Origin of the sequence: Desulfovibrio sp. ZJ200 (assembly GCF_011039095.1) — a bacterium.
Taxonomy (GTDB): Bacteria; Desulfobacterota; Desulfovibrionia; order Desulfovibrionales; family Desulfovibrionaceae; genus Desulfovibrio.
In genome coordinates this window covers 1-18,700 of record NZ_JAAKEH010000021.1, presented here as the reverse complement: position 1 = coordinate 18,700, position 18,700 = coordinate 1, and the positions used below count along the sequence as shown (strand labels likewise).

At 64.9% G+C, this 18,700-nt stretch carries 17 protein-coding genes; 12 read left to right on the top strand and 5 right to left on the bottom strand.

What is annotated here, in order from left to right; all coding sequences use genetic code 11:
* Window positions 1-52: 52 nt before the first annotated feature.
* The 12 genes from G7Y52_RS07575 to G7Y52_RS07520 all read left to right on the top strand — a co-directional run bounded on the left by G7Y52_RS07575 (window position 53) and on the right by G7Y52_RS07520 (window position 14,209).
* Window positions 53-2,461, top strand: a complete 2,409-nt coding sequence (locus G7Y52_RS07575) for an ABC transporter permease (RefSeq protein ID WP_165069341.1) — start codon at window positions 53-55, stop codon at window positions 2,459-2,461.
* 46 nt (window positions 2,462-2,507) lie between these two features.
* Entirely contained in the window at window positions 2,508-3,275 is a 768-nt protein-coding gene (locus G7Y52_RS07570; RefSeq protein WP_165069336.1) for a 4'-phosphopantetheinyl transferase superfamily protein, read from the top strand.
* Window positions 3,276-3,374: 99 nt separating this feature from the next.
* Window positions 3,375-4,679, top strand: a complete 1,305-nt coding sequence (gene trmD / locus G7Y52_RS07565; protein ID WP_165069333.1) for a tRNA (guanosine(37)-N1)-methyltransferase TrmD — start codon at window positions 3,375-3,377, stop codon at window positions 4,677-4,679.
* 71 nt (window positions 4,680-4,750) lie between these two features.
* A complete protein-coding gene (gene rplS / locus G7Y52_RS07560; protein WP_165069331.1) occupies window positions 4,751-5,098 on the top strand; it encodes a 50S ribosomal protein L19 in 348 nt (115 codons plus the stop codon).
* A gap of 367 nt (window positions 5,099-5,465) precedes the next feature.
* The gene (locus tag G7Y52_RS07555) at window positions 5,466-6,137 is read left to right on the top strand and encodes a ribonuclease HII (RefSeq protein ID WP_165069453.1); all 672 of its coding nucleotides are present in this window, start codon (window positions 5,466-5,468) and stop codon (window positions 6,135-6,137) included.
* Window positions 6,138-6,211: 74 nt separating this feature from the next.
* On the top strand, window positions 6,212-6,616 hold the full coding sequence (locus G7Y52_RS07550; RefSeq protein ID WP_241159651.1) for a YraN family protein: 405 nt from the start codon (window positions 6,212-6,214) through the stop codon (window positions 6,614-6,616).
* The gene (gene rsmI, locus G7Y52_RS07545; RefSeq protein WP_165069323.1) at window positions 6,561-7,421 is read left to right on the top strand and encodes a 16S rRNA (cytidine(1402)-2'-O)-methyltransferase; all 861 of its coding nucleotides are present in this window, start codon (window positions 6,561-6,563) and stop codon (window positions 7,419-7,421) included. The genes G7Y52_RS07550 and rsmI overlap by 56 nt, the downstream gene beginning before the upstream one ends.
* Window positions 7,422-7,868: 447 nt before the next feature.
* Complete coding sequence (locus G7Y52_RS07540; RefSeq protein ID WP_165069318.1) at window positions 7,869-8,618, top strand: PTS system mannose/fructose/sorbose family transporter subunit IID; 750 nt, start codon at window positions 7,869-7,871, stop codon at window positions 8,616-8,618.
* 218 nt (window positions 8,619-8,836) lie between these two features.
* The gene (locus G7Y52_RS07535) at window positions 8,837-9,127 is read left to right on the top strand and encodes an HPr family phosphocarrier protein (RefSeq protein ID WP_165069314.1); all 291 of its coding nucleotides are present in this window, start codon (window positions 8,837-8,839) and stop codon (window positions 9,125-9,127) included.
* 1 nt (window position 9,128) lies between these two features.
* Window positions 9,129-10,898 carry a phosphoenolpyruvate--protein phosphotransferase gene (ptsP, locus tag G7Y52_RS07530; protein ID WP_165069309.1) on the top strand — a complete coding sequence of 590 codons (1,770 nt, stop codon included), beginning with the start codon at window positions 9,129-9,131 and terminating at the stop codon, window positions 10,896-10,898.
* Window positions 10,895-11,350 carry an SsrA-binding protein SmpB gene (gene smpB, locus G7Y52_RS07525; protein ID WP_165069305.1) on the top strand — a complete coding sequence of 152 codons (456 nt, stop codon included), beginning with the start codon at window positions 10,895-10,897 and terminating at the stop codon, window positions 11,348-11,350. The genes ptsP and smpB overlap by 4 nt, the downstream gene beginning before the upstream one ends.
* Before the next feature lie 165 nt (window positions 11,351-11,515).
* Window positions 11,516-14,209 carry a ComEC/Rec2 family competence protein gene (locus G7Y52_RS07520; RefSeq protein ID WP_241159646.1) on the top strand — a complete coding sequence of 898 codons (2,694 nt, stop codon included), beginning with the start codon at window positions 11,516-11,518 and terminating at the stop codon, window positions 14,207-14,209.
* A 132-nt stretch (window positions 14,210-14,341) separates the two neighbouring features.
* On the opposite strand, the gene mutM is transcribed toward G7Y52_RS07520, so the two are convergent.
* From mutM to ffh, 5 genes are all read right to left on the bottom strand, one after another.
* Complete coding sequence (gene mutM, locus G7Y52_RS07510; RefSeq protein WP_165069301.1) at window positions 14,342-15,301, bottom strand: bifunctional DNA-formamidopyrimidine glycosylase/DNA-(apurinic or apyrimidinic site) lyase; 960 nt, start codon at window positions 15,299-15,301, stop codon at window positions 14,342-14,344.
* An 81-nt stretch (window positions 15,302-15,382) separates the two neighbouring features.
* Window positions 15,383-15,904 carry a ribosome maturation factor RimM gene (gene rimM / locus G7Y52_RS07505; protein WP_241159645.1) on the bottom strand — a complete coding sequence of 174 codons (522 nt, stop codon included), beginning with the start codon at window positions 15,902-15,904 and terminating at the stop codon, window positions 15,383-15,385.
* A gap of 26 nt (window positions 15,905-15,930) precedes the next feature.
* Window positions 15,931-16,161, bottom strand: coding sequence for a KH domain-containing protein (locus G7Y52_RS07500; RefSeq protein WP_165069297.1), 231 nt, complete (start codon window positions 16,159-16,161; stop codon window positions 15,931-15,933).
* 96 nt (window positions 16,162-16,257) lie between these two features.
* On the bottom strand, window positions 16,258-16,497 hold the full coding sequence (rpsP, locus tag G7Y52_RS07495) for a 30S ribosomal protein S16 (RefSeq protein ID WP_165069293.1): 240 nt from the start codon (window positions 16,495-16,497) through the stop codon (window positions 16,258-16,260).
* A 150-nt stretch (window positions 16,498-16,647) separates the two neighbouring features.
* Window positions 16,648-18,168, bottom strand: coding sequence for a signal recognition particle protein (gene ffh, locus G7Y52_RS07490; RefSeq protein ID WP_165069444.1), 1,521 nt, complete (start codon window positions 18,166-18,168; stop codon window positions 16,648-16,650).
* Window positions 18,169-18,700 lie beyond the last annotated feature (532 nt).

The following is an 18,700-nucleotide window of genomic DNA, read 5'->3' as shown; positions in this document are numbered from 1 at the left end:
CTTTATTTAGTTAACACTCTTGAAAAAATTTCTCCAAGACGGAGTTACGATAATGCCTGCCAATCCCGATTCCGCACCGGCGGAAGACAAGGCTACACCCTTTAGCTTCCGGCGTATGGGCGGCCTGGATCAGGTGCTTTTGCACACAGATGAAGAATGGCGCCATCTGGATAAGCTTGATCCCAAACTCTGGATGACCTTGAGCTGCCCCACGCAGGGCCTGGAATTCGATGCCCGCACCCTGGAGCTGCTCGACACGGATCAGGACGGCCGCATCCGCTCCGCCGACATCCTGGAGGCAGTGGCCTGGCTCTGCGAGCGGCTCAAGCATCCGGCCCGGCTCACGGAAGGCACTGCGGGCCTGCCCCTGGACAACATTCAGGACGACAATGCCCAGGGCTCGGAGCTGCTGTCCGCGGCCCGCCTGGTGCTGAAAAAAAACCAACACGCGGACGCCGCGCAAGTCACTCCCGAAGAGGCGCAAGAGGCCGTGGCCGCAGCCGCGGAGTATGCCTTCAACGGCGACGGGGTGGTGCCTGCGGATTCCGTGGACGCCAAAGACGACGCGACAAAGCGTTTCATTCTGGCCGGCTTTTCCGTCATCGGCGCCATGCGCGACGACTCCGGGCGTCCGGGGCTGAGCCAGGCTCTGGCGGACGCTTTTCTTGAGCGGCTGCGCGCGGCGCGGGACTGGCGGCAAAGCGTGCGCCAGGCGGATCTGCCCCTGGGCAGTCAGACAGACGCGGCCTGGACCCTGCTGCAACGTCTGCGGCCCAAAATCGACGACTATTTCTACCGTTGCCGCATGGCAGCCTATGCCCCGCAGGCCCTGTCCGCGCTTAATGAGGACGCCATGCTCACCCCCCCGGACAACGGCGGGCAGATCCTTTTGTCTCTGGATGTTCTGGCCCGGCTGCCCCTGGCCCGCATCGCCCCGGATCAACCTCTGAGTCTCACCAGCGGGATCAATCCGGCCTGGGCCGAAGACCTGAAAAATTTCAGTCAGTTGTTCGCGCCCCTGCTCCGGCTGCATCCTGAGGGAAAAAGCGCGCCAAACGGCGACGCCCCGGCCGCCGGGGATCAGGCGGGCGGCAGCCTGAGCGAGACTGTCTGGCGGGAGATCCTGGACCGTTTTGCGCCCTATGCCGCCCTGCTGGACCAAAAGCCCAGCTATGAGCGCCCCCCGGACAACGCCAAACAGGCGGACTTTCCCGGCCTGCCGCCCCTGGTCCTGGCCCCGGAGGACGACGCGCTGCAACGCGCCTTTCTGCCGCCCTCGCCCGAAGACGCTCTGGACAAGATTTCCAGCGAAGAAATGGAAACATTGCTGAGCGAGGCGACACAAAAGGCGTTCGCGGCCTGTGTGCAGCGGGATCTGGCCGCCCCGCGCATGGCGGCGGTGCGCGATCTCGAAAAACTGACCCTGTTCCACGTCCACTTGTATACCCTGCTCATGAACTTCGTTTCCTTCGCGGATTTCTACGATCCGGACAAACGGGCCATCTTTCTGGCCGGGACCCTGTATCTGGACAGCCGGGCCTGCTATTTATGCGTGCCGGTCAACGATCTGGCCGCGCATGTCCGTCTGGCTTCGCAAAGCCATCTCTGCCTGCTCTATTGCCAATGCACGCGCACGCTCGCCACCGGCGAACAACAAAGCATGACCATCGCCGCGGCTCTGACGGCCGGGAACACCGACGCGCTGCTGGAAGGCCGCCACGGCGTTTTTGTGGACAATGCCGAGCAGGACTGGGATACGACCCTGACCCGTCTGGTGCACAACCCCATCAGTCTGCGCCAGGCCATGTGGGCCCCGTACCTGCGTTTCGGCGCTATGGTGGCCGATCAACTGCAAAAATTCGTGGCCTCCAAGGAAGACGCCCTCAGCAAGGCCTCAAGCAAGGCCGTGAACGCCCTGGGCGCGGACATCAAAAAAGACGCCGCGGCCGCATCGGCCGGAACGCCGCCCAGGCTCAACTTTGATTTCGCCAAGGGCGCGGGCATCTTTGCGGCCTTCAGCGTGGGCATCAGCGTGCTCAGCGCGGCCTTTGCCTATATCGCCAATTCCCTGGTTTCCCTGGGCTGGTGGTGGCCCATGGCATTGGTGGCCCTGTTTCTCGGCATTTCCGGGCCGTCGGTGATCCTGGCCTGGTTCAAATTGCGCCGCCGCAGCCTGGGCCCCCTGCTGGACGCCTCGGGCTGGGCCGTGAACAACGGCGCGCCCATCAATATCGCCATGGGCGCGACGCTGACCGCCGAGAGCAGTCTGCCGCCGGGCGCGCTGCGCTCTCTGGACGATCCGTACAGCCTTCCGGCCCAGTTGCGTCGCAAGAAGCGCAGCTGGCGGCTCCCGGCCCTTCTGCTGGCAGTCGTGCTTCTGCTTTCCGGCGGCCTGTTCCTCTGGCTGCACTTTGGAACGCCGCCGCACTGGCTCGCGTCCTGGCTGCCGTCCTTCAAATAACGCTCTCCGGCGCGGCAGCCTGCCGCGCCGGGCGGATTCAGGGCCTATGCGCACTACTTCCCCGCGCAACGCGGAAATACTCATCCTGGGCGCAGCCGTGCCCGCGCTGCCTGAAGCGGAGCTGCGCGCGTTCTGCCATGCCCGCGAAACAGCGCTGGCCCCCTGGCTGGGGGAAGAACAGAGAGATCATATCCGGCGCTTCGCCATGAGCGGCGCGGCTCTGGCCGCGCGCGCATCCCGTGTGCTGGCCCGCGCTCTGCTGCTGCGCGGCCTGAGCCTGGCGGCGGCACAAACAAGATCTTTCCGTTCCGAGGGGGTACGCCTTCAGGCAGACAGTGCGGGCCGTCCCGTGTTGCCGGGCTGGGCCGTGAGCTTCAGCCACAGCGGCAGGGCGGCCTTCTGCGCCCTGCGGCCCGGCCCGGCAACCAACGACGGCCCGTCCGCGGCTCCGCCGCGCCCTGCGCATCCTGCCCTGGGGCTGGACGCCGAGGCCCTGGACAGCCCGCCGCCCTGCGGCCGGGCCTTTGCGTACGGCGAAATCCCGCCCGCTCTCTCCGCAACGGGGCAATGCCGCGAAGCCCTGCGGCGCTGGACCATCAAGGAGGCGCTGCTCAAAGCCCTGGGCACAGGCCTTGCGCGGGATGCCGCGCGGATCTTCGGGGGCCGTTGCGGCGGACGCGCAGGCCACGCGGCGCTGGACGGCCATTGCCTGCGCTGGTTCCTCCTGCCGTGTCCCGGCCACTGGCTTTGCCTGGCAACCTCCGCTGCCGTCTCTTCTCCCACGTTCCGTTTTTTCTGGCAGGCCCGCGTCTGAGACGCGTTTTTGGGGCACTGCCGCAATGGCAGGCGCGGCGTCGGCCCTGTATGCGCCCCGCGCTTGCCAGACGCGGCCATTTGCGGCAAGCTGCCCGACATGCCCCGTTTTCACCTTGTTTCACTTTTTCCCGAGTTTTTTGCTTCGCCGCTTTCCACGGCGCTCATGGGCCGCGCGCGAGAAAACGGGCTTGTGACGTTCAGCTTTCACGATCCCCGGGACTTCAGCCGCGACAAACACCGCCATGTGGACGATCGCCCCTATGGCGGCGGCCCGGGCATGGTCATGCAGGCGGAGCCTCTGGCCCTTGCCCTGCGCTCCATTGCGCGGCCCGGCCGCATGTTGCTCATGGCCCCGGGCGGCCGCCCTCTGACCCAGGCCCTGGCCCGTGAGCTGGCCGACGAGGAGGATCTGACCCTGATCTGCGGCCGCTACGAAGGGCTGGACGCGCGCCTGAACCGGCTTTTTCCGTTGGAGCCGGTCAGTGTGGGCGAGGCAGTGCTCAACGGCGGCGAAACAGCGGCCCTGGCGGTCATCGAAGCTGTGGCCCGGCTTGCTCCCGGCTTTATGGGCAAGGAGGCATCCGGCGAGGAGGAGAGCTTTTCGCGCGGCCTGCTCGAATACCCGCACTACACCCGGCCTGAAGAACTGGAAGGCCTGCCCGTGCCCGAAGTTCTGCTGAGCGGGGATCATGCCCGCATTGCGCGCTGGCGGCGTCAGGCCTCCCTGGCGGCGACTCTGGCCGCGCGCCCGGATCTGCTGGATCAGGCTCCCCTGGATCGCGAAGACGCTCTGGCCCTGGCCGCCATGCCGCGCCAACGGCCGGGCCGCAGCCTTTCCTTCTGCCTGCTGCACTATCCGGTTCTGCTCGGAGAAAAAAATTCCGGCGCTTCCTCTTTGACAAATCTGGATATTCACGATATAGCCCGGATTTCCCGCAGCTATGGCATGGGGCCTTTCTATGCGGTCACGCCGCTGAAGGATCAATTGCGGGTGCTGCAAAAAATTTTGCGGCATTGGGCGCAAAGTGCACAGGGCCCGGGCGGCCACGGCAACCCGGATCGCGCCCAGGCTCTGGAACTGGTGCGCCCGGCCGTTTCGCTGGACGAAGCCGTTGAAGACCTGAGCGCATATTGCGGTGCGCGGCCCAGGCTGGTGGCCAGCTCCGCAGTCTGGCCCGGGCAAAAAAACGCGCCCGCCCCCCTGACGCCCTGCCAGGTGCGGGACTGGTGCCGCGAAGGTCCGGTCCTGCTTTGCCTGGGCACGGCGCACGGACTGGCCCCGGAAGCGCTTGCGCGTTGCGACGGCGTGCTCAGGCCGTTGCGCTTTTTGAGCTACAACCACCTTTCGGTGCGCAGCGCGGCAGCCATCCTGGCTGACAGAATTTTAGGCGACTATTACTGATTGCATCATTGCGGCCACGCCGCTTCGCAAGGACGCAACAATCCGCCCCTCGGGTTTGCAAGGAGTTCACGATGGACATCATCAGGAAAATTGAACAGGAAAACATGCGCATGGATATGCCCGCGTTCCGCTCCGGGGACACGGTCAAGGTGCATCTGCGCATTGTGGAAGGCGAAAAAGAGCGCATCCAGGTCTTCCAGGGCAATGTGATCCGCATCAAACGCGGCACCACCAACGCCACCTTTACGGTGCGCAAGGTTTCCGACGGCGTGGGCGTGGAGCGCATTTTCCCCCTGAATTCGCCCTTCATCGATCATGTGGAACTGGTCACCCAGGGTCGCGTGCGCCGCAGCCGCCTCTATTATCTGCGGGCTCTCAAGGGCAAGGCGGCGCGCATCAAGCCGCGCGGCCGCTTCTGAGTGGAAGCGGGGCTTTTTGCCGCTGACTGCATGCACTCCAGGCGCTTTCTCCGCATGGAAAAGTTTTGCTCTTGCAGCAAGGGATCACGCCGCTTACGAAAAGAATGCGCTCCGGCCTCGACCGCTGGCGGCAGAGCCGTCTTATGGAGAATGGCAACAGAGCTATGGCGCGCTCCTTTCGCAAAAAGCCCGGCTTGACAAAGCTGCAAAGCAAAAGAAGCGATACAGAGACAGCCCTTGGCGGCGCGCCCCGGTGGAACCTCCCTTCCGCCGCGGCGCGTCGCTCGTCGCTCTTGTCGACGGCGAAAATTGCACCTTCCGCAACACGCGACATATCGCTGTGAAAGGCCAACAGGCACAAGCCACGCTGTTCGGTTCGCCGGCCCTCATCCCTGACCGGCCTTCCGGTCTTGAGGCCGGTATCGACGAAGCCGGGCGCGGCTGCCTGGCCGGGCCGGTGGTGGCTGCGGCCGTCATTCTGCCTTCCGTCCATGAGCTTTCCGGCCTTGCCGACTCCAAGCTTCTGAGCGCCGCGGCGCGCGAGGCGCTGGCCCCGCGCATCCGGGCCTGCGCCCTGGCCTGGGGCCTGGGCGTGGTCTGGCCCAGACGCATTGAGCGCATCAATATTCTTCAAGCCACATTTGAAGCCATGAGCAGGGCCGTGCAAACCTTGTGCCGCTCTCCCTCCCGCCTGCTTGTGGACGGCAACAAGACCGTGCCGGAGGCTGTGCTGCTCCGGTTCTGGCGCAAAGGGCACGCGGCCCCCGGCCCTGCCCAGCAGGCCATTGTGGGCGGCGACAAAAGCGTGGATGCCATTTCCGCCGCCTCCATCCTGGCCAAGACCTTCCGCGACCGGCTCATGCGGCATCTGGCGCGGCGCTGGCCCGGCTATGGCCTGGAGACCCACAAGGGCTACGGCACTGCGGCTCATTACGCGGCTCTGCGGCGTCTGGGCCCATGCCCGCAGCACCGCCGGACCTTCCGGGGCGTGCTGCCGGATCAGGCAAAAACCGCGCCCAGTCAGGGCCGCTTGTGCTGAAATTTCCTTTTTTCAAAGCTCAGACCCGGCAACGCGCGGCCGCAACAGCAACGTCGGGCGCGGCCGCGCTGCCCATCGCGCGTCCGGAGCATCTTCGTTTCGGCAGAGCAGGCGAGGACGCGGCCGCCGCATTTCTTGAGCGCGCAGGCTACCGCCTGCTGGATCGCAATTGGCGGCAGGGCCGCCTGGAGCTTGATCTCGTCTGCCTTGACGGCGAAACCGTGGTGTTTGTGGAGGTCAAATCCCGCAAAGCCCACGGGCAGGGCAGCCCGGCCGAAGCCATGACCACGGCGAAACAGCGCCTGCTCGGACGCGCGGCCCAGGCCTGGCTCGCGGCCCACCGGGCCTGGCAAAGCCCCTGCCGTTTTGACGTGGTCTGCGTGCTGCGCGAGGGCGACATTTTACGTCTGGAGCATCATTGCCATGCCTTTGACTTCTCCCCGGCTCTGGGTAGTGGCCACGCCCCTTGGCAACCCTGATGATCTCTCGCCCAGGGCTCGTGAAATTCTGCAGGCCGCAGATCTGATCCTGGCCGAAGACACCCGCCGGGCCGCCGCTCTTTGCGCGCGTTGCGGCATTCATGGCCGCCGTTTTTTGAGTTTTTACGATCACAATGAGGCCGAGCGTCAGGAGGAAGTTCTGCGCCTTTTACGGGAAGGGCGTACTCTGGCATTGATCTCCGATGCGGGCACCCCCCTGCTGGCCGATCCGGGCTACCGGCTGGTGCGGGCCTGCCGCAAGGAAGGCCTTCCTGTTTCTCCCGTGCCGGGGCCTTCCGCGCCCGTCGCGGCTCTCTCCGCTGCCGGCATTGCCCCGCTGCCCTATACCTTTCTGGGCTTTCTGCCCCGCGATGCCGCCGGACGCGAGAATCTGCTTGCCGCTTTTGCCCATGCGCCGGGCTCGCTGATCTTTTTTGAACGCAAAGATCGCCTCAAGGAAAGCCTGATCCTGGCCGCACGTATCCTGGGCGCCCGCGATCTTGCCGTTTGCCGCGAATTGACCAAAACCCATGAGGAATTTATACTCGGGCGTCTGGACAGCAACGGCGGCATCTCCCCGGAACTGCCCATCCCCCTGTTGGGCGAGATTACCGTGATCATCGGCCCGCCGGAACAGGTCGAGCGCACTCCCCGCGAGGAGGTGGCGCAACTGGCGCGCCTGGAGCTGGCCCGCGGCGGCAAACCGCGCGAAGTGGCGCGCCGGGTACAGAGCGCGGCGCGCGGCTGGAGCGGCAAGGAAATTTACGCGCTGCTCCGGGACGCGGGCGACAGCGCGGAACAGTAGCGTATATTGCTTTTGAAGCGCTCGCTCCGGCGCTTAACGGCGCAAGTAAATTGCGCCTGCGCCTGTTTCTGCTGTCGTCATCCGTAAGGCGGCACAGCCGCCGACGGCTGACGCGCGCGGCGGGTGCTTTGCCCTGCCAGAGCGTTTAGCTAATTTCATGAGCAAAACGCTCCAGAGCAGATTACCTTTGACTTTTTATGAAAGTCAAAGGTGGCATTCAGGCGAAAAACGCGGTTTTCGCCTGAGAGCATTTTCAAAGAGAAAATGCTCTCAGCGGCGTTTTTTGCCCGGCGATCTTCACAACAGGCTTGATGTCCCTTACGGTTGCGACTTTTTGATACCAACACGGCGCATGAGAGGCCCCGGCACAAGCGGCGCTGCGCAGCCTGACGCATTTTCAGCGCGGTCGCGCACGCTGTCTGCCCGGCTCCAGCGTTACGAGGCGCTATGCTCCCCAGACCCGTGGTCCTCAACTGTCTGGCGCGAACCTGCTGCATTAATGCGGCTAATACCGCCAGAAGCATGCAACAACCGGGGCTGACCTTTGTGCTGGCCCCGGCTCTCCGCTTTCTTTACCCGGACCGCGGGGCCAGAGAGCGCGCCTTTGCCCGCTACGGCGGCCACAGCAATACCCATGCTTTCATGATTCCGCTCTATGCGGGCATTTTGCTCTCCCTGGAAACGCAGATCGCCAGAGGTTCCCTGCCGGAAAGCGCTGTGCACTCGGTGCGCGACACCCTGGCCACCACGCTTTCCGCCCTTGGCGACTCCTTTTTCAGCGGCACGCTGCGCCCGCTCTGGGCGTTGAGCAGCGTCAGCCTGCTGCTTTCCGGGCACATTGTGCTCACGGCAGTCCTGACCGCCGCGCTGCTCTTGCTTGTATGGCTTTTCCGGGCAGTCACATTTTTTGCAGGCCTGCGCCACGGCATGCACGTGCTGCTGAAGCTCAAACGCCTGGATCTGATCAATTGGGGGGACACGCTCAAAATGATCAATGCCGCGCTGGTGGCGCTGATCCTGTGGCAATTGACGCCCACCTCGGCAATGCCTTTTCCCTGGCTGGCCTATGGCCTGGCAACATCGGCACTGCTGGCCGCGGCATGGCTGGTGGGCAGAATGCATCTGCCGCGCATTCTGCTTTGGGCGCTCACGCTGGGCATGCTCATTCTCATGGACGAAGGGCTGATCGGGATGTAAGATGCTGTGGTTCTTGCCCGGGCCGGGATAAAGGCCTGGGAGGTCATGTTTCCGTCGCAATGCCGGGCAGGCCGAAGCTCCCGGGCACGGCCCCGGCTTCGGGAAATACGGCAACGGCGCATTGATTGTGGAAAAAGAGGTTTTTCAGCCCTGGCGTTGCCGCGCGGCGCGCAGGCCTGGACAAAGTACGCGGGCAGGATGTTTCATAGGGTAAAGGCATGGAAGACGCCATCGAAATAACGCCGCGCGGGCTGGCCCTGCGGGTATCGCTCTGCCTGCGCGGCGGTCTGCATGCCCGGCCTGCCGCCCGGCTGGCCCAGGAGGCCCAGCGCTATTCATCGGCCATTCAGCTGATCAGCGAAACGGGCGCGGCGGACGCCAAAAGCATGTTGGATATTCTGTCCCTCGCTCCCCCGGCCGACGCGGAGCTGACCCTGCTGGCCGACGGCGAAGACGCCCGCGAGGCCCTGTGCGGTCTGGCCCGCTTTTTAACCACCTTGCAGGAATAATATGGCCCGCGCAGTCTTGTTCGGCACCCCGGTTTCGCCCGGCATCGCCATTGGCGCCATCCGCCTGATGCACGGCGTGCGCCTGGCGGATGAGCGGCATATCGGCCCGGGCGAAGCCGCGGCCGAAGCGCAGGCCCTGTGCGACGCGGCCGCGGGCGTGCGCGCGGATTTGCAGAAAACCATGCGCAATGTGCCCGAAGATCTGGCCGAATACCGGGAGGTCATTGCCGCGCAAATGGAACTTGTGCGCGATCCCAAATTGTTGGACAGCGCCTGCGCCCGTATCCGGAAAGAGCTGCTCTGCGCCCCCTGGGCGCTGGATCGCACCGTGGAAGACCTCTGCGACGTTTTTCGCGGCATGGATGACCCCTATCTGCGCGACCGCGCCCAGGATATCCGCGCCGTGGGCCTGCGCCTGCGCGAGCGCCTGGCCGGGACCCGGCGCCGCCGCAACTCCGGCGCGCCCGGCGTGCTGGCCGCCGAAGATCTTTCCCCGGCCGATGTCATGGAACTCAACCCCCAGGGAGTATTGGGCATTCTCACTGCCGAGGGCGGCCCTACCTCGCATACGGCCATCCTGTCGCGCAGTCTGCACATCCCCGCCCTGGTGGGCGTGACCGGCCTTTTGAACGCCGTGCGCGATGAGGATCAGGTCATTGTGGACGGCCTGGGCGGCTGTGTGCTCCTGGCTCCGGATCAAAAGGATCTTGCCGGCTACACGTCCCGGCGCGACAAATATACCGCCTGGGAAAGCCAGACCCGCCTCACGGCCCACTGGCCCGCCGAAATGCGCGACGGCGTGCGGGTGGCTGTGCAGGCCAATCTGGAAAGCCCGGAAGAACTGGCGGATCTGCCGGAGAGCGGCGCCGACGGCGTGGGCCTGTACCGCACGGAATTTTCCTATCTCAAGGGCAATCTGCCCACAGAAGCGGAACTGATGCGCGAGTATGGCGCGGTGGCCGAAAAAACCGCGCCCCAGCGCGTTGTTTTTCGCACTCTGGACGCGGGCGCGGACAAGATGCTGCGCGCCCAGGCGGCCCTCAAGGAGCCCAATCCGGCTCTCGGCCTGCGGGGCATACGCTTCTGTCTGCGCCATCAGGGCATTTTCCGCACTCAGTTGCGGGCTCTGCTGCGGGCCGGGGCCAACGGCAATGTGGCCCTGATGCTGCCCATGATTTCCGGCCTCTCGGAAGTGCAGAGCGTGCGCCGCATCCTTCAGGAACTGCACCAGGAATTGTGCGCCCAGGCGCTGCCCCATGCCCCGAGCCTGCCTCTGGGCGTGATGGTGGAAACCCCGGCCGCGGTGCTGGTTTGCGACGCTCTGGCGCGCGAATGTGATTTTTTCAGCATCGGCACCAATGATCTGATCCACTACCTGATGGCCATTGACCGCAACAACCGCCATGTGGGATACTTGCATGAGCCCCTGCATCCGGCGGTGGTGCGCTCGCTCAAGCGCGTCATTGACGCGGCCCACCGCGAGGGCATCGGCGTCTCGGTCTGCGGCGAGCTGGCTTCGGACCCGTATGGCCTGGCCCTGCTGCTGGGCATGGGCGTGGACGCGGTATCCGCCGCGCCGCGCTTTGTGCCGGGCATGAAACACATGATCCGCCGCCTCAATGCCGCAACCTGCATGGATTTGGCGCACAGCGTGCTGTTGAGCACGGATGTGGCGGCCTCCAAGCGCATGGTGCGCGAAAAGCTGCATCAATCCCTGGGCCCGGAACTGGCCTTTCATACCACAAGCCTTCTTACCCACAGCCAGCCATGAGCCGAAAAACACCGCCCTCCACCATTGCCGTGAATAAAAAGGCCCGCCACCTCTATGAGCTTTCCGAATTTCTGGAGGCCGGGATCGCGCTGACCGGCCCGGAAGTGAAAAGCATCCGGGCCGGCAAGGTGAATTTTATCGACAGCTATGTGGAATTCCGGCGCGGCGAGGCCTGGTTGCTCTCCCTGCATATTGCGCCCTACGCCAACGCCGGCTATGCCCCGCAGGCTCCGGACAGGCCGCGAAAACTCCTGCTGCACGCCCGTGAAATCGCCAAAATGGCGGGTCTGGTCGCCCAAAAGGGTCTGACCGTGGTGCCTGTGCGCGTGTACCTGAAACACGGCAGGATCAAGCTTGAAATCGCCCTGGGACGCGGCAAAAAACTGCACGATCACCGCGAAAGCCTCAAACGGCGCGCCGAAGAGCGGGATCTGGCCCGCGATCTGGCTTGAACGCCATGCGCTTTTGCCCGCCCGTTGCCACAGCCTGCGCGGCCAGATCCGGCCACGCAGGCGCTTGCGCGCCGCGCCTCATGCCGCTTGAGCGCCTCGGCAAGCAACAAAAATCCCGCGGCCTTCTTTCCTGCCCTCTCCTTTCCTGAACAGGGAAAGCAGGCAATGCGCTATCCGCCCCTGCAAGCGCCGCTGCTCTGGCAAGTCTACCTCGGATTCTGGATCGCGGGCATTGCGGCTGTGGAATGGCTCTGGCCCGCCTTGTGCTGCGCCCTGCTGCTGGCGTTCGCGGAGAAGCGCCTCTGGCATACGGCGCGTCTGGCGCTGGCCGCGGCCCTTGTTCTGGCCGGGTTGGGCGCGGCCCACTGGCAGATGCCCAGAGAAGCGCAACCCCCGGCCCGGCAGAGCGGCGGTCAGGAGAAAGCGCCCGCGCGGATCTGCGGCACGGTGCGCGACGTCCAGGGCCTGCCGGACAACCGCCTGCGGGTGATCCTGACCGGAGTGGCGCCCCAGCCGCCTGAGCTTACCCCGGGCGGCGCAGGGGCCGCAGCGTCGGATTCCTCTGCCGGGCTGCCCGGCCTCACGGCCTGGACCTGGGAGAAGCCGCTGCTGCGACCCCTGGCAGGCCAGATCGCGTGCCTCAGCCGACGTCCACGCCCGGTCAGGGGCTTTGCCAATGCCGGCCTCGCGGATTGGGGCCGCTGGTGGCTGGCGCGCGGGGTGCAGTGGCAAATCTGGAGCCGGGCGGAACGCGGCGAACCGGCTTTTTTCGGCGAGGGCAGCCTGAGCGCCCGCTGGCGGGAAGATCTGCGCCGCGCCTTTCTGGCCGCGCTCGTCGCCGGGACAAGCGGCATGTCAGCGGCCGCAACGCCGGATGCGCTCGCCCCAGGCGAGGCCGCGCGTGCGGAAAAAGCCCGGCCCGCGCCTTGCGCAGAGCAGCCGGAATTGCCCCAGGGCAAGGCCATTCTTCTGGCCCTGCTCTTTGGGGATCGCCAATATCTGAGCCAAAGCACGCTGGACAATTTCGCGGCCGCCACCCTGGTGCACAGTCTGGCGCTCTCCGGGCAGCATCTTGCCGTGGCCGGGCTTCTGAGCCTGCTCTGCGTGCTGGCCGCGGCCCGGCTGCATCCCGAGCTTTACCTTGCGCGGCCGCGCGCAATCTGGGTTGTGGTCGCGGCCCTGCCGCCCGCCGTGGCCTATCTCTGGCTGGGCAACGCTCCGGCTTCCCTGCTGCGGGCGGTCTGCATGCTCTTTGCAATGGCGTTCTGGCTGGTTCGCGGCCGCCCCTGCACGACGCCCGATGTGCTTTGCGCCGCCCTGCTCTGCATTACCCTTGTTTCACCCCTGAGCGTCCTGGACACGGGCCTGCAACTTTCCGCCCTCTGCGTGGCCGTGATCGGCCTTTGTCTGCCCTGGCTGCGCCGCGTGCTGCCCGAGGCCGATGCTGAAGCAACACGGCTTCAGATCCAGGGAGCCTGGCGGCGCGGCGGTCGCTGGCTGCTGCGCATCCTGCTCATTTCACTGCTGATCCAATCGGCCCTGCTGCCCCTGAATCTGCTGCTGTTCGGCAACGCGGGATTCTGGTTTCCGCTGAATGTGCTCTGGTTGCCCGTAGCGGATCTGCTGGTGCTGCCCGGCGCGGTGCTGGGCCTGACGCTGGCCGCAACAGGTCTGGAATCCGCGGCCCGCGTTGTGCTGGACCTGGCGGCCTTGCCCTGCCAATGGCTCACCGACGGCCTGAGCTGGCTGGACGTGCACGGCGTATTGCAAAATCCCGCTCTGCTGCGCCCGCACTGGACAGCCCTGCCCGCCTTTGCGGCGCTGCTCGCGGCTCTGGCCTTCAAGGCCGGGCGTCCCAACCCGCTTCCCGCGGCCCGGCGCCTGCTGCTGGCGGGCATGGCCCTGCTCTGCCTGGGGCCGCTGCTGCGCATAGCGGAACGCTTTTCCGGCGAGATGCGCGTCAGTGTGCTGGACGTGGGTCAGAGTCAGGCCGTGGCCGTGCGCCTGCCGGGCCATCTGCGGCTTTTGCTGGACGGCGGCGGCAGCGCCTCCCCCCGCTTTGACCCGGGCCGCGCCCTGACGGTTCCCGCGCTGACCTGCAACGACGCGCCCCGTCTCACGGCCGTGTGCAACAGCCATCCGGATCTGGACCATATGGGCGGTCTTCTCTACCTGCTCCGGCATTGCAGCGTGCAGGCCCTGTTTGACAACGGGCGGGAAGGCGCGGGAGCGCGCGGCGCGGAATGGGCAGAATTACGGCAGGCTTTGGGCAGCCGCGTTCTGGCCGAAGGCGACGTGCTGACATTGGGAGATCCTGCCCTGGAACTGCGGCTGGAAGTCCTGCACCCGCCGCGGCTTGCCGCCATAGCGCGGCGCGAGCCTGAAGAGCAGTTGCCGGGAAAGGAAAACGGGAAGGGCCCAAAAACCGCAAAAACGGCTGAAGAAGAGGCCAGGCGCGCGCCCAGCTCCGACGCCCTGCCCGGCTGGTCAGGCAACGACGCCTCCCTGGTGCTGCGTCTGACGCGGCAGGGGCACGGGCTGGCGCTGTTCACAGGCGATGTCGAGCGCCCGGCCCTGCGCCGTCTTCTGGCTTCGGGCCGGGATCTGCGGGCCGAGGTGCTGGTGGCGCCGCATCACGGCTCGGATCGCAGCTTTCTGGCCGCTTTTTACAAGGCCGTGCAACCCCGGCTGGTGCTGGCGTCCTGCGGTTTTCAGAATCGCTACGGCTACCCGGGGCCACGCCTGACCGCGTGGCTGGCCAAACACGGCATTCCCCTGCTGCATACCGGCCAGTCAGGACAGATCACCGCGATCTGGCCGCAGGACGGCCGCTTGCGCGTCTCCACCGCCCGACCCTGAAACTCCGCAAGCAACCTCGCTTGCGCGCGACCGCCGAGGGCGTACAGAGAGCGACAGCAACAATGCGGCGTGAGAGCGTTTAGCTACCTTCATCAGCAAAACGCTCTCACGCATTTTCAAAGGCAAAATGCTCTACTTCTGGCAATGCGGGCAATACACCGTGGCCCGGCCCGCCACGCGGATCTTCTGCAAAGGGCGGCCGCAACGTTTGCAGGACTGGCCGCCCCGGCTGTAGACTGCGAAGCAGTTCTGAAAGGCTCCCACATCCCCGTTGGCATCCCGGTAATCGCGGATGGAGCTGCCGCATTGGGCAATGGAGTCGCGCAGCACTTTCTGCAGAGAGGCCAGCAGACGGCGGCGCTCGGCCGCGCTCAGCCCACAGGCCTTGCGGCGCGGGTCCAGGCCCGCGTCGAACAGGGACTCGTCGGCATAGATATTGCCGATGCCCGCAATGACCTTTTGATCCAGCAAGGCCGCCTTGAGCGCCGCGCCCCGGCCTTCAAGGCAGGCCCTGAAGCCGTGCTCGTCCAGTTCCAGGGGCTCCGGCCCCAGCTCGCGCCAGAAAGTCCAGGCAGCTAACATGTCCGGCGTGGCCGCCAGCACCAGTCCGAAAGCGCGCGTGTCGTCAAAAAAGAGACGACGCGCGCTGCCGTCGGCTGCCAGCAGGTCAAAAATGCAGCGGGTATGCGCACCGGCAGGCGTGCCCGGCGGATAGGCCATCAGCCGCCCGGTCATCCGCAGATGAATGGCCAGGAGCAAAGGCCCGTCGGGATGCCGTGCGGATGCCGGGGGTTGCGAAGAAGAAGAAGAAGAAGAAGAAGAAGAAGAAGAAGAACGGCCCGCAGCCGGTTCGGCGGCTTTTGCGCCGGCATCGCGGCAGGCGAGCGGCCCGCTTTCATCCGCAAAGCTCAGGAGCAAGAGCTTGCCCCTGCGCCCCACATCCGCGATCCTGCGGCCCACAAGGCTTTGCAAGGGCAGGCTCAAGGGGTGCAGGCTGCCTGCCCGCAAGAGCTCTGCGGCCATAATGCGGCAATCCTTCACCAATGGCCGCAGGGTGCGGGCTACAGTTTCAACTTCAGGCAGTTCAGGCACGTGGATACGTCTTTGCGTTGCTCGTTTCAGTACTCTTTACGGGAGGGCTGAGCCAGGCTTGCCTGCCCGGCGAAACATTTTTCAGGAAAGGTATATTTCCAGCAAACCCTCGGGCGGGTCGATGGTCACGGTGCGGGCCTTGAGGTCAAAGGCCGCTATGAACTCCGGCCGGGCCGGGAAGAGCACCTCCACATTCCCATCCGCGGCAATGGCCCAGATCTCCTGGCCGGCGGGGTATTCAAGATGATCCAGACGCCCCAGGCGGCGGCCGTCCGGCAACAACACGTCGCAGCCCAGCAAATCTTCCAGATAGGCCTCGTCTTCGCCGGGTTGCGGCAGGTCGGCGCGATCCACCAGGATTTTGTGCCCGCGCAGAGCTTCGGCCGTGTTGCGATCCGTCACCCCTTCCAGCAAGAGCAGGGGGCGCCCCTTGTGCAGACGGCAGGAAAGGGCCCGCGCGCGCCGGGGCGGTTCGTCCCCGGCCTGAAGCCAGAAGGGAAGATCCAAAAGCAAGGGGGAGTCCGCATGCCAATCAATGCAGATCTCCCCTTTAATGCCGTGGGGCCGCGCCAGCGTGCCCATATGAATCAACGCGCCCGCCATACGCTCTGTCGGAACAAATCCGGGCGCTACTCCAGAATTTCCAGCACCGTGCGCTTCCTGGATCTGGTGGAAGCCGCGCTCAAGATGGTGCGCATGGCCCGCGCCGTGCGCCCCTGCTTGCCGATGACCTTGCCGAGATCTTCCTTGGAAACCTTAAGCTCAAGCACAGTGGTCTGCTCGCCTTCCACTTCACTGACCAGCACCTCTTCGGGATGATCCACCAGGGACTTTGCAATATATTCGATCAGAGCCTTCATTGCCAACCTCCCAAGGGCTGATGCCGGACAGAACCGGAGCAGAGAAACGACATGCCGGGACAGAAACCGTGTCGCGCCGCCGCGCGGGCCCCAGCCCTAGGCCATGTGTTTCTTGATCAGAGAACGCACGGTCGCTGTGGGTTCAGCCCCGCGCCCGAGCCATTCCTTGATCTTTTCCGCGTCCAGCTTCACTTCTACCGGATTGGTCATAGGATTGTAGTATCCCAAAAATTGCAGAGGACGCCCGTCGCGGCGGGTTTCGTCATTGGCCGCCACCACCCGGTAAAAGGGGTGTTTTTTACTGCCGAGACGGGTCAATTTCAACTTCACAGCCATGAGTCAAACTCCCTTTGATGTAATAGTAACGTTGCGCCCGCAAAAGGGCAAGAGCATAAACGTTTTCATGCAGGCCGGGCAAAGCGGCCCGGCCTTCCTGCCTGACGCGGCCTCTGCAACAAGGTTGCCGCAACGACCCGGAAAAATTGTCTACTTTTTCCTGCGCTTCTGGCGCTCTTTCTTTTTCCGCTTTTTGGCGGCCGCGGACTTTGAGCCGGATGCGCGCCCGCCGGGCAGGCCGGTTCCAAGGCCATCCATGCCGGGCAGGCCCGGCATGCCGCCCATGCCCGCAAGCCCTCCCATACCGGGAAAGCCGCCCATGCCGGGCAGGCCGCGGGGCATTTTCGGCAAACCGGACTTGCCGGCCTTGCCGCCCATCAGGCCTTTCATCATCTGCCGCATCTGCTCGAACTGCCGCACCATCTGGTTGACCTGGGCCACGCTCACGCCCGCGCCTTTGGCAATGCGGGCCCGGCGGCTGCCGTTGAGCAGGTCGGGATTGCGGCGCTCCCGCATGGTCATGGAATTGATGATCGCCTCGGTGCGCGCCAATTCCTTTTCCGGCACTGCGCCGCTCGCTTCGGCCAGCTTTTCGCGCAGGCCGCCCAGGCCCGGAATCATCTTCAAAATGCTGTCCAGGGAGCCCAGTTTCTTGATCCGCCGCATCTGCGTGCGAAAGTCTTCAAGATCAAAACTGGCCTTCTGCATCTTGCGGGCCAGTTCTTCGGCCTCCTCGGCGTTGATGGAGGACTGGGCCTTTTCCACCAGGGTGAGCACGTCGCCCATGCCCAGAATACGCCCGGCAATGCGATCCGGATGAAAAACCTCCATTTCCGAGAGTTTTTCGCCCACGCCCACAAACTTCACGGGCGCGCCGGTCACAGAGCGAATGGAAAGGGCCGCGCCGCCGCGCGCGTCGCCGTCCATCTTGGTCAGCACCACGCCGGTGAGGCCCAGGCGCTCATTGAAGGTTTCGGCCACGGTCACCGCGTCCTGGCCGGTCATGGCGTCGGCCACGAACAAAATTTCCTGCGGCTGCACGGCCGCCTTAAGGGCCTGGAGCTCCGCCATCAAAGGCTCGTCCACATGCAGGCGGCCCGCCGTATCCAGCAGCAGCACCGTGGCCTGTTCCGCCCTGGCCCGCTCCAGCGCGGCCGTAGCGATGTCCACGGGCTTCATCTGCGTTGTGGAGGGAAAAACCGGCATGCCGAGCTGCCCGGCCAGCACGGTGAGCTGCTCAATGGCCGCCGGGCGATAGACGTCCGCCGGGACCAGATAGGGGCGCATTTTCTGCTTGCGCAGCAGATTGGCGATTTTACCGGCTGAAGTGGTCTTGCCCGAACCCTGAAGGCCCACAAGCATAATCACTGCCGGTTCACGGCCCCGGAGGTTCAGCCCGGCAGTCTCGCCCCCGAGCAGGGAAACCAGCTCGTCGTGAACGATCTTGACTACCTGCTGGGCCGGGCTCACGCCCTTGAGCACCTCCTGCCCCAGACACTTGACGCGCACGCTTTCCACAAAGTCCTTGACGACTTTGAAATTGACGTCCGCTTCCAGGAGCGCCAGCCGCACCTCGCGCAGGCCCGCCTGCACGTTTTCTTCGGTGAGCCGACCGTGGCCGCCGAAGGAGCGGAACACGCCGGAAAGTCTGTCTGAAAGGCTCTCGAACATGTAGACCTCAAAGCCCTCGCCGTACTGCGGCGGAAAAGCAGGAAGATTGCATGGCATACGCCGGCGGGAGGGGCCGCATTGCCAGGGCCCGCTTCCTGTGAGCAAGCGAAGTCGTCATTCATAGGCTCTTTGGAGGTGCGCGTCAAGTGACGGGCGCAGGCCCGCCAGGTCTGCCGCATACGATGCGTCAGCCTTAAGGCCGACAGGGCAGACGCATCTAAATAGTACGTGCAATAATTTTGCTATGTTACCATAAACGCTGGGAAGAGCCGCTTCGGCGGCGGAGCCGCACTTCGCTCCCACGAAGCCTGCGGCTTCGGGCGATGCTGTCGCATCGCCGCCAGGTCTGCCGCATACGATGCGTCAGACTTAAGGCCGACAGGGCAGACGCATCTAAATAGTATGTGCAATAATTTTGCTATGTTACCATAAACGCTGGGAAGAGCCGCTTCGGCGGCGGAGCCGCACTTCGCTCCCACGAAGCCTGCGGCTTCGGGCGATGCTGTCGCATCGCCGCCAGGTCTGCCGCATA

Excerpts from the sequence above, each read along its gene's own strand:
- G7Y52_RS07575 (WP_165069341.1), top strand. The coding sequence starts at position 53 with ATGCCTGCCAATCCCGATTCCGCACCGGCGGAAGACAAGGCTACACCC.
- G7Y52_RS07570 (WP_165069336.1), top strand. The coding sequence starts at position 2,508 with ATGCGCACTACTTCCCCGCGCAACGCGGAAATACTCATCCTGGGCGCA.
- trmD (WP_165069333.1), top strand. The coding sequence starts at position 3,375 with ATGCCCCGTTTTCACCTTGTTTCACTTTTTCCCGAGTTTTTTGCTTCG.
- rplS (WP_165069331.1), top strand. The coding sequence starts at position 4,751 with ATGGACATCATCAGGAAAATTGAACAGGAAAACATGCGCATGGATATG.
- rsmI (WP_165069323.1), top strand. The coding sequence starts at position 6,561 with ATGCCTTTGACTTCTCCCCGGCTCTGGGTAGTGGCCACGCCCCTTGGC.
- G7Y52_RS07540 (WP_165069318.1), top strand. The coding sequence starts at position 7,869 with ATGCTCCCCAGACCCGTGGTCCTCAACTGTCTGGCGCGAACCTGCTGC.
- G7Y52_RS07535 (WP_165069314.1), top strand. The coding sequence starts at position 8,837 with ATGGAAGACGCCATCGAAATAACGCCGCGCGGGCTGGCCCTGCGGGTA.
- ptsP (WP_165069309.1), top strand. The coding sequence starts at position 9,129 with ATGGCCCGCGCAGTCTTGTTCGGCACCCCGGTTTCGCCCGGCATCGCC.
- smpB (WP_165069305.1), top strand. The coding sequence starts at position 10,895 with ATGAGCCGAAAAACACCGCCCTCCACCATTGCCGTGAATAAAAAGGCC.
- G7Y52_RS07520 (WP_241159646.1), top strand. The coding sequence starts at position 11,516 with ATGCGCTATCCGCCCCTGCAAGCGCCGCTGCTCTGGCAAGTCTACCTC.
- rimM (WP_241159645.1), bottom strand. The coding sequence starts at position 15,904 with ATGGCGGGCGCGTTGATTCATATGGGCACGCTGGCGCGGCCCCACGGC.
- G7Y52_RS07500 (WP_165069297.1), bottom strand. The coding sequence starts at position 16,161 with ATGAAGGCTCTGATCGAATATATTGCAAAGTCCCTGGTGGATCATCCC.
- rpsP (WP_165069293.1), bottom strand. The coding sequence starts at position 16,497 with ATGGCTGTGAAGTTGAAATTGACCCGTCTCGGCAGTAAAAAACACCCC.
- ffh (WP_165069444.1), bottom strand. The coding sequence starts at position 18,168 with ATGTTCGAGAGCCTTTCAGACAGACTTTCCGGCGTGTTCCGCTCCTTC.